We start from the raw sequence: 12,844 nt of genomic DNA on the forward strand, positions 1-12,844 counted from the left end.
CATGTCGTTGCTGAGCCGTCCCCTGCTGGTGCTGTCGCGCAGCGACGCGGTGAAGAGGCTGGTCAGCACGATGCCCGTCGGAGCCGGCATCGTGCGCCGCCACGTCCCCGGCGAGACCACCGACTCGGTGGTCGAGGCCTCGGCCGCCGAGATCGAGGCCGGGGTGCGGGTGACCCTCGACTTCCTCGGCGAGGACACCCTCGACGAGGCGCAGGCCGATGCCACTGTCGCGGCGTACCTCGACGTGCTGAAGCGGCTCTCCGACCACGGCCTGACCCGGATGGCGGAGGTGTCGGTCAAGCTCTCCGCGATCGGCCAGGCGCTGCCCGAGCGCGGCGAGGAGATCGCCCTCGAGCACGCGCGCACCATCTGCCGTGCGGCCCGCAACGCCGGCACGACGGTCACCCTCGACATGGAGGACCACACCACCACCGACTCGACGCTCGGCATCCTGCGCGAGCTGCGCAAGGACTTCCCCGAGACCGGCGCGGTGCTGCAGGCCTACCTTCACCGCACCGAGTCCGACTGCCGCACGCTCGCCTACGAGGGCTCGCGGGTGCGACTGTGCAAGGGCGCCTACGACGAGCCGGAGTCGGTGGCGTTCCAGTCCGACCTCGACGTCGACCGGTCCTACGTGCGCTGCCTCAAGGTGCTGCTGGGCGGTCAGGGCTACCCGATGATCGCCACCCACGACCCGCGGCTGATCGAGATCGCCTCCTCGCTGGCCTCGCGCTACGGCCGCGAGCGCGGGTCGTACGAGTTCCAGATGCTCTACGGCATCCGGCCCGAGGAGCAGCGCCGCCTGGTCGAGATCGGCGAGCGCGTGCGCGTCTACATCCCCTACGGCACCGAGTGGTACGGCTACCTCATGCGCCGCCTCGCCGAGCGCCCGCAGAACCTGACATTCTTCCTGCGGTCCCTGGTCTCCAAGAGCTGACGGCGCTGCCGTCGCGGAAGTGGGTGCGATGAGCTCCACCGCCATCCTCGGCGCCGGCGTGATGGGCGAGACGCTGCTCTCCGGCCTCGTGCGCGCCGGTCGCCGCGTCGACCACCTCCTCGTCGGCGAGAAGCGCCGCGAGCGCGCGGTCGAGCTCGAGGAGCGGTACGGCGTCGCGGTGGTCGGCAACGCCGAGGCCGCCGCCCGGGCCGACACCGTCGCGGTCGTCGTCAAGCCGCAGGACATGGGCGACCTGCTCGACGAGATCGCCCCGTCGCTGCGCGCGGGCCAGCTGCTCGTCTCGCTCGCGGCCGGCATCACGACGGCCTTCATCGAGTCGCGCGTGCCCGAGGGTGTAGCCGTCGTCCGGGTCATGCCCAACACCCCCGCCCTGGTCGACGAGGGCATGGCCGCGGTCTCGCCGGGCTCGGCGTGCTCGGAGGCGCAGCTCGCCGAGGCCGAGGAGCTGATGGCCTCGGTCGGCAGGGTCGTGCGCATCCCCGAGCGCCAGCAGGACGCCGTCACGGCGATCAGTGGCTCCGGTCCGGCGTACATCTTCTTCGTCGTCGAGTCGATGATCGAGGCGGGCGTGCACCTCGGTCTGCCGCGCGCCACCGCCAGCGAGCTGGTCATCCAGACCCTCGTCGGATCCGGCAAGATGCTGCGCGAGACCGGCACCCACCCGACCGTGCTGCGCGAGCAGGTCACCAGCCCCGGCGGCACCACCGCCTCCGCGCTGCGCGAGCTCGAGATCCACCGGGTGCGCGCGGCGTTCCTCGCCGCCATGGAGGCCGCCCGCGACCGATCCCGCCAGCTCGCCGAGGGCTCCTGACGCCTCTCCTTGTCCCGCCCGCCCAGCTGCAACGCGGAGTTGGCGCTGCTCCCGACCCGTTGCAACGGGTCGGGAGGGCCTCCAACTCAGCGTTACAAGGGATGGGGCGGGCGTCAGAGGCCCATGGCGCGGGAGGCGGCGGCGAGGACGGGCTCGGTGACCTGGCGGCAGCGCTCCTCGCCGGCGGCCAGCACCGTCTCGACGTACGACGGGTCGGCGGCCAGCTCGCGGTAGCGGTCCTGCAGTGGCTCGAGCGTGGCCACGACGGCGTCGGTGACGGCCCGCTTGAGGGCGCCGTACGTCGTCACGCCGGCCGCCGAGCCACCGCACGACTCGAGCACGTCGAGCAGGTTGGTGACGCCCGGCTTGTCGGGTGAGCGGCGCACGGCGTCCGGCCCGACGTCGGAGTCGGTCACTGCGCGGCTGACGGCCCGGCGTACGACGTCCGGGGGGTCGAGCAGGCCGATGACGCCGGATCCGGGGCGCGACTTCGACATCTTGCGGGTGGGCTCCGCGAGGTCCATGACCCGAGCACCGACGGCGGGCGTCGCGATCTCCGGCACGGTGAACACCTCGCCGTAGCGGCGGTTGAAGCGCAGCGCGAGGTCGCGGGTCAGCTCGACGTGCTGACGCTGGTCGTCACCGACCGGGACGACGGCGGGGCGGTAGAGCAGGATGTCGGCGGCCATCAGCACCGGGTAGGTGAACAGCGACGCCCGGGTGGAGGGGGTCGACTTCTCCTTGAACTGCACCATCCGCCCGAGCTCGCCGGTCGTCGCGGTGCACTCGAGCAGGTAGGCGAGCCCCGTGTGTGTCGGCACCCGTGACTGCCGGAAGAGCGTGGCCCGGTCGAGGCCCACCGCCAGCAGCAGGGTGGCGATCTCGCGGGTGCGCTCGGCGAGCTCGGCGGGGGAGTGCTCGGTCGTCATCGCGTGCAGGTCGGAGACGCCGTAGAACGCGTCCTCCTGGCGCTGTGCCATCGGCTGCAGCGCGCCGACGAGGTTGCCGAGCGTGAGCCGGCCGGACGGGGTGAGCAGGGAGAGGGTGCGGGTCATGAGGAGCTCCAGAGAAGGGCCCACGGGTGCGCACACGAACGGCCGCCACGTGGGCGGCCGGTGGGTGGGGTGCTGAGGCAGGTGGCCGCCTAGGAGGCGGGCCACCACGAGACGAACGTCGGCGTCAGCACGGGTGCACTGTAGCGTCCGAGCCATGTGGGACGGCCAGTGCTCGGGCCCGGCGTCGGTGGTGTTCGACCCGACGCTCTCGGCCTACGACTTCGGCGGTCACCACCCGATGTCGCCGCTGCGGGTCGACCTGACGATGCGCCTGGTGACCGAGCTCGGCGTGACCGACGGCGGTCTGCGGGTGGTGCCGGCGCCGCACGCGAGCCTCGAGCAGCTGGCCACGGTGCACGAGCCGGCCCTGATCGAGGCCGTGCAGCGCGCCGGGCACAGCGGCGAGGCCGACGAGGCCGGGACGGCGCTGGGTCTCGGCTCGGAGGACAACCCGGTCTTCCTCGGAATGCACGAGGCCACCTCCCACGTCGTGGGCGCGACGATCGAGGCGTTCCGCCAGGTCCACAGCGGCGAGTCGCTCCACGCGGCCAACGTCACCGGCGGGCTGCACCACGCCATGCCCGAGCGGGCGAGCGGCTTCTGCGTCTACAACGACGTCGCCGTCGGCATCCGCTGGCTGCTCGACCAGGGCGTCGAGCGCGTCGCCTACGTCGACGTCGACGTGCACCACGGCGACGGCGTGGAGAAGGTCTTCTGGGACGACCCGCGCGTCCTCACGATCTCCCTGCACGAGACCGGCCAGTTCCTCTTCCCCGGCACCGGCTTCCCGAGCGACGTCGGTGGCGAGGGCGCCGAGGGCTCGGTGGTCAACGTCCCCCTCCCGCCCGGGACGGCGGACGCCGGCTGGCTGCGCGCCTTCCACGCGGTCGTGCCCGACCTGCTGCGCGAGTTCGCCCCGCAGGTGCTGGTCACCCAGCACGGCTGCGACTCGCACGCCGAGGACCCGCTCGCGCACCTCATGCTGAGCGTCGACGGCCAGCGCGCGGCGTACCTCGCCCTGCACGAGCTGGCCCACGAGGTCGCCGACGGCCGCTGGGTGGCCCTGGGGGGCGGCGGCTACGCCATCGTCGACGTGGTGCCGCGGGCCTGGAGCCACCTGCTCGGGATCGTCGCCGGCTCGCCCCTCGACCCGTCGACCCCGACCCCGGAGGCGTGGCGGGCCCACGTCGAGGAGCGCATCGGCCTCGAGGCGCCGCGTCGGATGACCGACGGCCGCCAGCCGCGCTGGCAGCCGTGGAGCGAGGGCTACGACCCGGGCACCTGGCTCGACCGCGAGGTCAACGCGACCCGCACCGCGGTGTTCCCGCTGCACGGCCTCGACCCGCTGCCCTGGTGACGGCGTCGGCAAACCTCACGCCCCCGATCGGGCCCTGACGCAAGCCGACACGCCAGACCGGGCAGATCACTTCTCGGATCCTGTTCCCCACGAGTCACAGTAGGCTCTATTGTCACCACCAGGGGGCAGTGCGGTGATCGCCGGTGGGGAAGCCGGCGACGCGCGCTCTCAGAAAGTGCGGTGCAGCGATGGCTGGATCTGACATGTCCGAGGCGAAGTTCCTGACCGTCGCCGAGGTCGCAGCGATGATGCGCGTCTCCAAGATGACCGTCTACCGACTCGTGCACAATGAGGAGCTGCCCGCCGTGCGCGTGGGGCGTTCGTTCCGGGTCACCGAGGACGACGTCAACGAGTACCTGCGCAAGAGCTTCTACAGCGCCGGCTGACCTCCCCCGCACACCGGACCGGCCCCCGGCAGGAGGTCGTCCGGCGGCCGTCAGGTCCACGATGCTGCGCCGGTTCGTCTGCCTCAGGCGCGGCCACGTAGGCTGAGCCGGTCCTGCGGACCAACCGCGGGGGCCGGTCAGGAGACCGGCTGTGGCACGCGAGGAGTTCGTTCGTGGGTTCGGTCATCAAGAAGCGGCGCAAGCGCATGGCTAAGAAGAAGCACCGCAAGCTGCTGAAGAAGACGCGCGTGCAGCGTCGCAAGCTCGGCAAGTAGCCCGCGCTGCACCTCGGGCAGCTGGCCGGCTGACAGCGATGGCGAACACGTCCGCGGACGACCGCGTCGTCCTCGTCACCGGGGTCTCACGTGACCTCGGGCGTCGCTTCGCGCGCCGCCTCGCCGCCAGCCCCGGGGTCGCCAGGGTCATCGGCGTCGACGTCACCCCACCGCGCGGTGACGTCGGCGACGTCTCCTTCGTCCGTGCCGACATCCGCAACCCGGTGATCGCCAAGGTGATCGCCAAGGAGGACGTCGACACCGTCGTGCACATGAGCGTCATCTCGACGCCCGGCTCGGCCGGTGGCCGCGGCACGATGAAGGAGCTCAACGTCATCGGCACCATGCAGCTGCTCGCTGCGTGCCAGAAGGCGCCGGGCGTGCGCCGACTCGTCGTGAAGTCGTCGACCACGGTCTACGGCGCGAGCAACCGCGACCCGGCGATGTTCACCGAGGACATGGAGCCGCGGCGCGCCCCGCGCTCGGGCTACGCCAAGGACGTCGCCGAGATCGAGAGCTACGTCCGCGGCTTCGCTCGCCGACGCCCCGACGTCCGCGTCACGACGCTGCGCTGCGCCAACGTCATCGGTCCTCACGTCGTCAGTCCGATGACCTCCTACTTCCGCCTCCCGGTCCTGCCGACCGTGCTCGGCTACGACGCCCGGCTGCAGTTCCTCCACGAGGAGGACCTGATGGCGGTGCTCGGGCACACCGTCGCGCACGAGCGGCCCGGCACCTTCAACGTCGCCGGCGATGACGTCCTGATGCTGTCGCAGGCCATCCGCCGGCTGCAGCGCCCGTCCGTGCCGATGCCCGGCTTCATGGTCGGCAACGTCGGCCAGGCCCTGCGCCGCGCGCGGCTGGCCGAGTTCTCGCCCGAGCAGATCGGCTTCCTCACCTACGGTCGCGGGGTCGACACCACGCGGATGCGGCGCGACCTGGGCTTCGAACCGCGCTTCACCACCGCCGAGGCGTTCGCCGACTTCGGCGCCGGCCTGATGCCGACCGGCGGGCGCGTCGAGCGCGTGCTGGCCGGCGTCGCCGACCACCTGCCCCCGGCCGAGCCCGTCGAGCCCGCCGAGCCCGCTGGGTCCGTCGGGTCCCCCCGCCGCCCGCAGCCCCTGGAGGTCCCCCGTGGGTGACGCCGAGATCATCCCGATCGGCACCCGCGGTCGTCCCGGGCGCGGTCAGGGCGGCGCCAAGCCGTCGTCGGCCTCCCGCTCGCTCGCCTCCGGGTCGCGCAAGCCGCCCGCCTCCCGTCGTACGCCGGCCGGAGCGGGAGCCGAGCCCGATCAGGGCCTCCCCACCGACGCCGAGGTGGTGGCGCTCGGGGTCGAGAGCGAGCAGCCCGCCGAGCCCGCAGCCCCGACCGAGACGTCAGCGGCGCAGCCGCCCGCCCCGCGACCGCCCGTGCGCACGGACGAGCCGGTGCCGCACGGCGGTGTGCCCGTCGCCGACCTGCTCTCGGCGTTCCAGCTGGCCGCGCGCGAGCTGTTCGGCGACCAGTGGGAGCCCCAGCTCGCCCGGCTCCTGGCCTTCGTGCGGCGCCGCATCACCGGTGACTACGTCGTCGACGAGTACGGCTTCGACCAGGAGGTCACCGAGCGGTTCTTCCTCGCCGCGCTGCGCCCGATCGCGCAGAAGTGGTTCCGCGTCGAGGTGCGCGGCGCCGACAACATCCCCGCCGCAGGCGGCGCGCTGGTGGTCTCCAACCACTCCGGCACGATCCCCGTCGACGGTCTGATGACGATGGTGACCGTCCACGACCACACCGGGCGCCACCTGCGCCCGCTCGGGGCCGACCTCGTCTTCAAGATGCCGGTCGTGAGCAGCCTGGCCCGCAAGGGCGGCACCACCCTGGCCTGCAACGAGGACGCCGAGCGGATGCTGCGCGGAGGCGAGCTCGTGGGCGTGTGGCCCGAGGGGTTCAAGGGCATCGGCAAGCCCTACGCCGAGCGCTACAAGCTGCAGCGCTTCGGTCGCGGCGGCTTCGTCTCGGCGGCGCTGCGCACCCAGGTGCCGATCGTGCCGCTGTCGGTCGTCGGCGCCGAGGAGATCTACCCCCTCATCGCCAACCTGCCGTCGCTGGCGCGCCTCCTCGGCCTGCCCTACGTGCCGGTCACCCCGCTCTTCCCGTGGCTCGGCCCGCTCGGCCTGGTGCCGCTGCCGTCGAAGTGGTTGATGGAGTTCGGCGAGCCGATCCGCACCGACGAGTTCGAGGCGGGTGCCGCCGACGACCCGATGCTGGTCTTCAACGTCACCGACCAGGTGCGCGAGACCATCCAGTCGACGCTCTACTCGCTGCTCATGCAGCGCGAGTCCGTCTTCCGCTGAGCGGGAGCCTGGCTCGGGCGCGGCTCAGGGTCGCGGGGTCGGCGTCTGGCCGGTGAGTCCGCCGAGCAGGCCGGTCACGCCCTGCACCACGCCGTCGACGACCTCGCCAGCCCCGTCGACCGTGCCGGTCACGGTGTCGTTGAGCGTGTCGTTGAGCTGCTGGGTGAGCTGGCCGACGTCGACGGTCGGCACCGCCGTCGGCGGCTTCGGCGGCTTGACGCTCGGCAGCGCGGTCTGCGGCTGGCCCTGCTGACCCTGGGTCTGTCCCTGCGTGGGCGCCTGGGTGGGCGTCTGGGTCGGCGTGGTCGGGGTGGTGACGACCAGGGTCGGCACCTGCACCGGCGACTGCGGCACGTCCTGCCCGCTGAGGGCGTCCGGGCTCGGGGTGTCCGAGGGCGTCGGCGTCGCGACCGGGCCGGACGCCTCGGGCAGCTCCTCGTCGGTGCCGGTCTCGGCACTGGCCAGCAGCTGACCCGGGATCTCGGTGATGCCGTCGCCGGCGCAACCCGGGCAGGCGAGCTCGGCGGCGGCGTCGATCTCGAACAGCGCCTGGGCGGCGTCGAGCAGCGCCGGCTGCGAGGCCTCGGGCACGTCGGCGTCGAGCCGGCCGAGGGTGCCCATGCTGACCGCGGCGAAGGAGCGGATGCGCTCGACCGAGGCCTCGCTGCCGCGCTCGGCGTAGTCCGACATCAGCAGGTCGGAGCCCTGCCGGGCCTGCTCGGTGAACGTCGCCAGCGTGCTGCTGACCAGGGCGGCGTCGGCGTCGCCGTCGCGGGTCATCTCGCCGACCTCGCCGAGGCGGTCGGTCGCGTCGTCGAGCAGCGTGCGGCCCTTGGCGGCGTCACTGGTGGACAGCCCGGCCTCGGTGCGCTCGATCACGCGCTTGACGGGGTAGAGGGCGTCGCCGGGCAGAGCGCCCTGCGAGGCGACGGCCATCGACGAGGTCGCTCCCACGATCGCCACGGCGCCGAGGGCGATGCCGACCCGGCGGTCGCGCCGGGTGCGGGCCGGCACGGTCAGGCGTGCCGCGAGCGCGTCCGGCGTACGCCGGTCGGCGCCGTGCTCGAGACCGGGCTCGGCGACGAGCTCGGTGCGGGCGGCCTCCATGAGCTGCGCGCGCAGGTCGGCGACGAACTCCGGGCGCGGCTCGGGACGCGGCACCGACCGCAGGGCACCGACGAGCTCGAGCAGCTCGGCGGTCCGGGCGTCGACCGGCGCGTCTCCGGCCGCGCGGTCGTCGAGCAGGGCGTCGAAGCGCTCGGCTCTCCGGCGCGCCGGGTGGAGGGCGGTCATCGGTGCGTTCCTGTCTGCTGGGTGTCGCTGTCGACCCCGTGTCGCGGCAGTGACGCAGCGTCCAACGACCGCCCGCGGCGCGGAGTTACGCGCGCAGGGCGTCCGGAGCGCACGAGTTCGTCCCGGGTCGGACGGATCTCCCGCACGGCGCTCGACACAGTGCTCACCACGGCGCTCACCGGATCCCCTCCGGCATCAGCTTGGCGAGGTTGCGCACTCCGCGCAGCTGCAGCTGCTTGACCGCGCCCTCGCTGCGGCCGAGCACCTCGGCCGTCTCGGCGATGCTCATGCCCTGCAGGAACCTCATCACCAGGCAGTCGCGCTGCTCGGTGGGCAGCTCGGCCAGCGCCTTGAGCAGCACCTCGTGGGTGAGGCTGGCGAGCACGGCCTCCTCGGGGCCCTCGGTGGCGTCGTCGTGCACGCCCATGTCCTCGGTGGTCGACTCGAGACGGGTGCGGCCGGCCTTGAAGTGGTCCGTGGCGAGGTTGCGCGCGATGGTCATCAGCCACGCGCCGAAGTCCTTGCCCTGCCAGCGGAACCGCGGCATGTTGCGCAGCGCGCGCAGGAAGGTCTCGGACGTGAGGTCCTCGGCCAGGGCCGCCGAGCGGGTCCGGTAGAAGAGGAAGCGGTAGACCGGGCCGTGGTAGTGGTCGAAGAGCATCCCGAAGGCGTCGGCATCGCCCCCGCGGGCCAGCTCGACCAGCGCGATCAGCCGCTGGCGCTCCTCGGGAGACTCCTCCGACGACGCGGCCAGCTCGCGGTCGTCGTACGACGGGCCGGAGTCGAGGCCGGAGTCGAGGCCGGAGTCGTCGCCGGCCCGGCCGCCGTCGTGCGAGGGGGCGTCGGTCGCGGTCTCCTGGAGCAGCCACCCGGGGGCGCCCGCGGGCGCCGTGACGGGGGCCGGCGCGAGGTCGTGGAGCGCGCGCAGCACCGCCGCGCGCAGGCTGTCCAGCCCCCGCGACACGTCGTGCCCCGGCGTGGAGACCACGAGTCCCTCCCTCAGCTCCCTCTGAACTGATACCCCACGCTAGAGGGATAAGTCACGTCCGGACGCCCGATCGGGTGAGTTCGGGCGACCCGCGGCGGGGGTTGCGGCGCTGACGTCAGAGGAGGGGGCGCTTGGCGCGCAGCGAGACGCCGGCGGCGACGGCACCGGTGACGGCCCCGGCGGCGGCGCCGACGAGCAGCCCGGCCCGGGCGGCCTTGCGACCGGTGCGGTAGTCGCGCACGCGCCAGCCGTGCTCGCGCGCGTGCGCGCGCAGACGCGCGTCGGGGTTGATGGCGCAGGGGTCGCCGACCAGGCCGAGCATCGGCAGGTCGTTGGCGGAGTCGGAGTACGCCGAGCAGCGCGACAGGTCGAGCGACTCGCGCGCGGCGAGCGCCTTGATCGCCTCGGCCTTCGCGGGTCCGTGCAGCATGTCGCCGACCAGCCGGCCGGTGTAGACGCCGTCGACGTGCTCGGCGACCGTGCCCATCGCGCCGGTGAGCCCGAGCCGCCGCGCGATGACCTGCGCGATCTCGACCGGGGCGGCGGTGACGAGCCACACCCGCTGGCCCTGGTCGAGGTGGAGCTGGGCCAGCGCCCGGGTGCCGGGCCAGATCCGGTGGGCCATCGCCTCCTCGAAGATCTCCTCCGTCAGCGACTGCAGCTCGGCGACCGTGTGGCCGGCGATGAAGCCGAGCGCCGAGGCCCGGGCCTCGGCCACGTGGTCGGGGTCCTCGACGCCGACCACGCGGAACTTCGCCTGCTTCCACGCCGCGGCGAGCATGTCGCGGGTCGTGAAGAACTCGCGCCGGTGCAGGCCCTTGGCGAGGTGGAAGATGCTCGCGCCCTGCATGATCGTGTTGTCGACGTCGAAGAACGCCGCCGAGGTCGCGTCGACCGGGTGGTGCAGCTCGCGCTCCACCTCGGCCGAGGCCGCGGCCGCCTCGCCCGCCAGCACCGAGCGCTGCTGCAGGTTGAGCGGCGTCCTGGGTCGCTCCTGGGGCACGCCCCGACCCTAGGAGACTGCTGATCAATGGCCAAGGGGCGGCGTCAGCCCCGCCCCAGCACGCACCCGAGCGGCTTCTCCTCGGTCGCCGTGCCTCCGGCACGGCTCCCTCGTCGGCACCACTCGTGCACGCACCGGGACGACGCTGCCATCCACCCCCATTGATCAGCAGCCTCCTAGCCCTTGGGGTGGCCCCGGCGGAATCCCAGCATCTGCTGGGATTGCCGACGTTCTGGGGTGTTGCAACGCCCCAGAACGTTGGCGACACCACCATCTGCTGGGGTTCCGACACCTCCCGAGGCCGCCTCGCGGCGCCCGGGCGTGTGGAAGGATCCCGGCATGGGAGCACCGTCCGTGAGAGACGTGGCCGACCTGCTGGACCGGGCGGCCCGGGAGTCGCCCGAGCGGGTCGCGCTGGTCGAGACGGGGGTCCACGCCGAGACCCGGCGGGTCACCTGGGCCGAGCTGGAGGACGAGGTCGGTCGCGTCGCGACCGGGATGGGCGGCTCGGGCATCGTCGCCGGCCACCGCGTGATGCTCGTGCTCGGCAACCGGCTCGAGTTCGTCGTCGGCTACCTCGCCGTCCTGCGGGCCCAGGCCGTGGCCGTGCCGGTCAACCCGACCTCGGCCGCGGGCGAGCTGGCCCGGATGATCGCCGACTCCGGCTCGCGCCTGGTCGTCGCGGACGCCGAGACCGTCGTCGCGGTGCGCGAGGCGGTGCGGCTCCTCGACGAGGCGCAGGCCGTCGAGCACCCGCCGGGCTCGATCGCGGCCGACCTGGTCGCGCGGCTGGTGGTGCCGCGGATCGTGGTCGTCGGCGGCACGCTCCAGCCCGGCGAGCGCTCGTGGGACCACCTGCGCGCCGACCGTGCCCGCGGTGTGCCGCCGCTGCTCGACCCCGAGAAGCTCGCCGCCCTCCTCTACACCAGTGGTACGTCGGGCCGCCCGCGTGGCGCGATGCTCACCCACCGCGCGCTGCTCGCCAACGTCGAGCAGCTCGGAGGCGTCGAGGCGGCCCGCCTCGGTCCCGACGACGTCGTGCTGGGCGTGCTGCCGCTGTTCCACGTCTACGGCCTCAACGCCGTGCTCGGCGGCGTCATGCGCGACCACGCGACCCTCGTGCTCGTCCCGCGCTTCGACCCCGAGGGCACCCTCGACCTGATCGAGGCCGAGCGCTGCACGGTCGTGCCGATCGCGCCGCCGGTCATCGCCTACTGGCGCGGCGCCGACCGGCTCCGCGAGCGCCTCGCGTCGGTGCGCCTGCTGCTCTCGGGCTCCGCCCCCCTCGCGCCGGAGGTCGCCGCGGAGTTCGAGGAGCGCACCGGCCTGACCGTCCACCAGGGCTACGGCCTCACCGAGGCCGCACCGGTCGTGACCAGCACGCTGTGCAGCGACGGCGACGGCGACGACGGCGGAGACCGGCTGCAGCCCGGCTCCGTGGGCGCCGCCCTGCCCGGGATCGAGCTCCGTCTGGTCGACGAGACCGGTCGCGCCCTTGAGGGCGAGGATCCCGGCCAGATCCAGCTGCGCGGACCCAACCTGTTCAGCGGCTACTGGCCCGACGCCGCCGAGGGACCCGGTCCCGAGGGCTGGTGGTCGACCGGTGACGTCGGCTTCCTCGACGCCGACGGCGACCTGTTCCTGGTCGACCGGCTCAAGGAGCTGGTCATCGTGTCGGGCTTCAACGTCTACCCCGTCGAGGTCGAGGACGCGATCCGCGAGGTGGCGGGCGTCGCCGAGGCGGCGGTCATCGGCGTGGCCGACGACGAGACCGGGGAGGCGGTCGTGGCCTATGTCGTCGCGCGGGAGCCGGGCGCCGACCGCGACGCGCTCGCCGGCGCGGTGCGCGCCCACAGCGCGGCCCGGCTGGCCCGGTTCAAGCAGCCCAGCCGCATCGAGGTCGTTGACGCCCTGCCGGTCGGGGTGACCGGCAAGGTGCAGAAGGGCCGGCTGCGCGGCATGGAGCGGCGCCGGGCTCTGGGGCTGCTCGAGTGAGCGACCATCGGGACGGACGGCCGGCCGGCCGGCCAGTCGGTCAGTCAGCCAGGGTCACCCTCTACTCCAAGCCCGGCTGCCACCTGTGCGACGACGCCCGGGCGGTCGTCGAGCGCGTCTGCGCGGAGCTGGGGGAGAGGTTCGAGGAGCACTCGATCCTCGACGACCCGGAGCTGCTCGAGCGCTACCGCGAGGAGATCCCGGTGACCCTCGTGGACGGCCGCCAGCACGACTTCTGGCGGGTCGACGCCCAGCGGTTGCGGGCCGCGCTGACGGCCGACCCTCCCCACCCCACGGCGCGCTGACCAGCGACGACGCCTCCTGCCGGCGTACGCCGTCACGGAGGGTGCCCTGCGTGGCCCGCCACAGCGCCGGGGCACACCGGACCC

At 73.4% G+C, this 12,844-nt stretch carries 13 protein-coding genes; 9 read left to right on the forward strand and 4 right to left on the reverse strand.

The window, feature by feature from the left end; genetic code table 11:
• Position 1 precedes the first annotated feature (1 nt).
• Together GRQ65_RS09685 and proC are read left to right on the forward strand one after the other, a co-directional pair.
• Positions 2 to 937 carry a proline dehydrogenase family protein gene (locus tag GRQ65_RS09685; RefSeq protein ID WP_237448028.1) on the forward strand — a complete coding sequence of 312 codons (936 nt, stop codon included), beginning with the start codon at positions 2 to 4 and terminating at the stop codon, positions 935 to 937.
• A gap of 28 nt (positions 938 to 965) precedes the next feature.
• Positions 966 to 1,769, forward strand: a complete 804-nt coding sequence (proC, locus tag GRQ65_RS09690) for a pyrroline-5-carboxylate reductase (protein WP_160877651.1) — start codon at positions 966 to 968, stop codon at positions 1,767 to 1,769.
• Positions 1,770 to 1,882: 113 nt separating this feature from the next.
• Here the strand turns inward: proC and trpS are convergent, their stop codons facing one another.
• Positions 1,883 to 2,824, reverse strand: a complete 942-nt coding sequence (gene trpS, locus GRQ65_RS09695) for a tryptophan--tRNA ligase (RefSeq protein WP_160877653.1) — start codon at positions 2,822 to 2,824, stop codon at positions 1,883 to 1,885.
• A gap of 154 nt (positions 2,825 to 2,978) precedes the next feature.
• Here trpS and GRQ65_RS09700 point away from each other — a divergent pair, with 154 nt between their 5' ends.
• From GRQ65_RS09700 to GRQ65_RS09720, 5 genes are all read left to right on the forward strand, one after another.
• On the forward strand, positions 2,979 to 4,181 hold the full coding sequence (locus GRQ65_RS09700; RefSeq protein ID WP_160877655.1) for an acetoin utilization protein AcuC: 1,203 nt from the start codon (positions 2,979 to 2,981) through the stop codon (positions 4,179 to 4,181).
• A gap of 203 nt (positions 4,182 to 4,384) precedes the next feature.
• Complete coding sequence (locus GRQ65_RS09705; RefSeq protein ID WP_202387869.1) at positions 4,385 to 4,567, forward strand: helix-turn-helix domain-containing protein; 183 nt, start codon at positions 4,385 to 4,387, stop codon at positions 4,565 to 4,567.
• Between the two features lie 173 nt (positions 4,568 to 4,740).
• Entirely contained in the window at positions 4,741 to 4,842 is a 102-nt protein-coding gene (locus tag GRQ65_RS09710) for a 30S ribosomal protein bS22 (protein ID WP_008356322.1), read from the forward strand.
• A 38-nt stretch (positions 4,843 to 4,880) separates the two neighbouring features.
• Positions 4,881 to 5,984 (forward strand): NAD-dependent epimerase/dehydratase family protein, encoded by a 1,104-nt coding sequence (locus GRQ65_RS09715; protein ID WP_160877659.1) that lies wholly within the window; start codon positions 4,881 to 4,883, stop codon positions 5,982 to 5,984.
• Positions 5,977 to 7,176: a 1-acyl-sn-glycerol-3-phosphate acyltransferase gene (locus GRQ65_RS09720; protein ID WP_160877661.1), complete on the forward strand. Its 1,200-nt coding sequence runs from the start codon at positions 5,977 to 5,979 to the stop codon at positions 7,174 to 7,176. Before GRQ65_RS09715 ends, GRQ65_RS09720 begins: the two co-directional genes overlap by 8 nt.
• Before the next feature lie 24 nt (positions 7,177 to 7,200).
• Here GRQ65_RS09720 and GRQ65_RS09725 read toward each other — a convergent pair whose 3' ends face one another.
• The 3 genes from GRQ65_RS09725 to GRQ65_RS09735 form a co-directional block, all read right to left on the reverse strand.
• The gene (locus GRQ65_RS09725) at positions 7,201 to 8,469 is read right to left on the reverse strand and encodes a DUF5667 domain-containing protein (RefSeq protein ID WP_160877663.1); all 1,269 of its coding nucleotides are present in this window, start codon (positions 8,467 to 8,469) and stop codon (positions 7,201 to 7,203) included.
• Positions 8,470 to 8,644: 175 nt separating this feature from the next.
• Positions 8,645 to 9,457 (reverse strand): sigma-70 family RNA polymerase sigma factor, encoded by an 813-nt coding sequence (locus tag GRQ65_RS09730; protein ID WP_337191605.1) that lies wholly within the window; start codon positions 9,455 to 9,457, stop codon positions 8,645 to 8,647.
• 115 nt (positions 9,458 to 9,572) lie between these two features.
• Positions 9,573 to 10,460 (reverse strand): HAD-IB family hydrolase, encoded by an 888-nt coding sequence (locus GRQ65_RS09735; RefSeq protein ID WP_160877665.1) that lies wholly within the window; start codon positions 10,458 to 10,460, stop codon positions 9,573 to 9,575.
• 339 nt (positions 10,461 to 10,799) lie between these two features.
• Between GRQ65_RS09735 and GRQ65_RS09740 the strand changes: the two genes are divergently transcribed.
• Together GRQ65_RS09740 and GRQ65_RS09745 are read left to right on the forward strand one after the other, a co-directional pair.
• Complete coding sequence (locus GRQ65_RS09740; protein WP_160877667.1) at positions 10,800 to 12,455, forward strand: class I adenylate-forming enzyme family protein; 1,656 nt, start codon at positions 10,800 to 10,802, stop codon at positions 12,453 to 12,455.
• A complete protein-coding gene (locus GRQ65_RS09745; protein ID WP_160877669.1) occupies positions 12,452 to 12,760 on the forward strand; it encodes a glutaredoxin family protein in 309 nt (102 codons plus the stop codon). The genes GRQ65_RS09740 and GRQ65_RS09745 overlap by 4 nt, the downstream gene beginning before the upstream one ends.
• Positions 12,761 to 12,844 lie beyond the last annotated feature (84 nt).

This window comes from Nocardioides flavescens, from assembly GCF_009823805.1.
Classification (GTDB): domain Bacteria; phylum Actinomycetota; class Actinomycetes; order Propionibacteriales; family Nocardioidaceae; genus Nocardioides; species Nocardioides flavescens.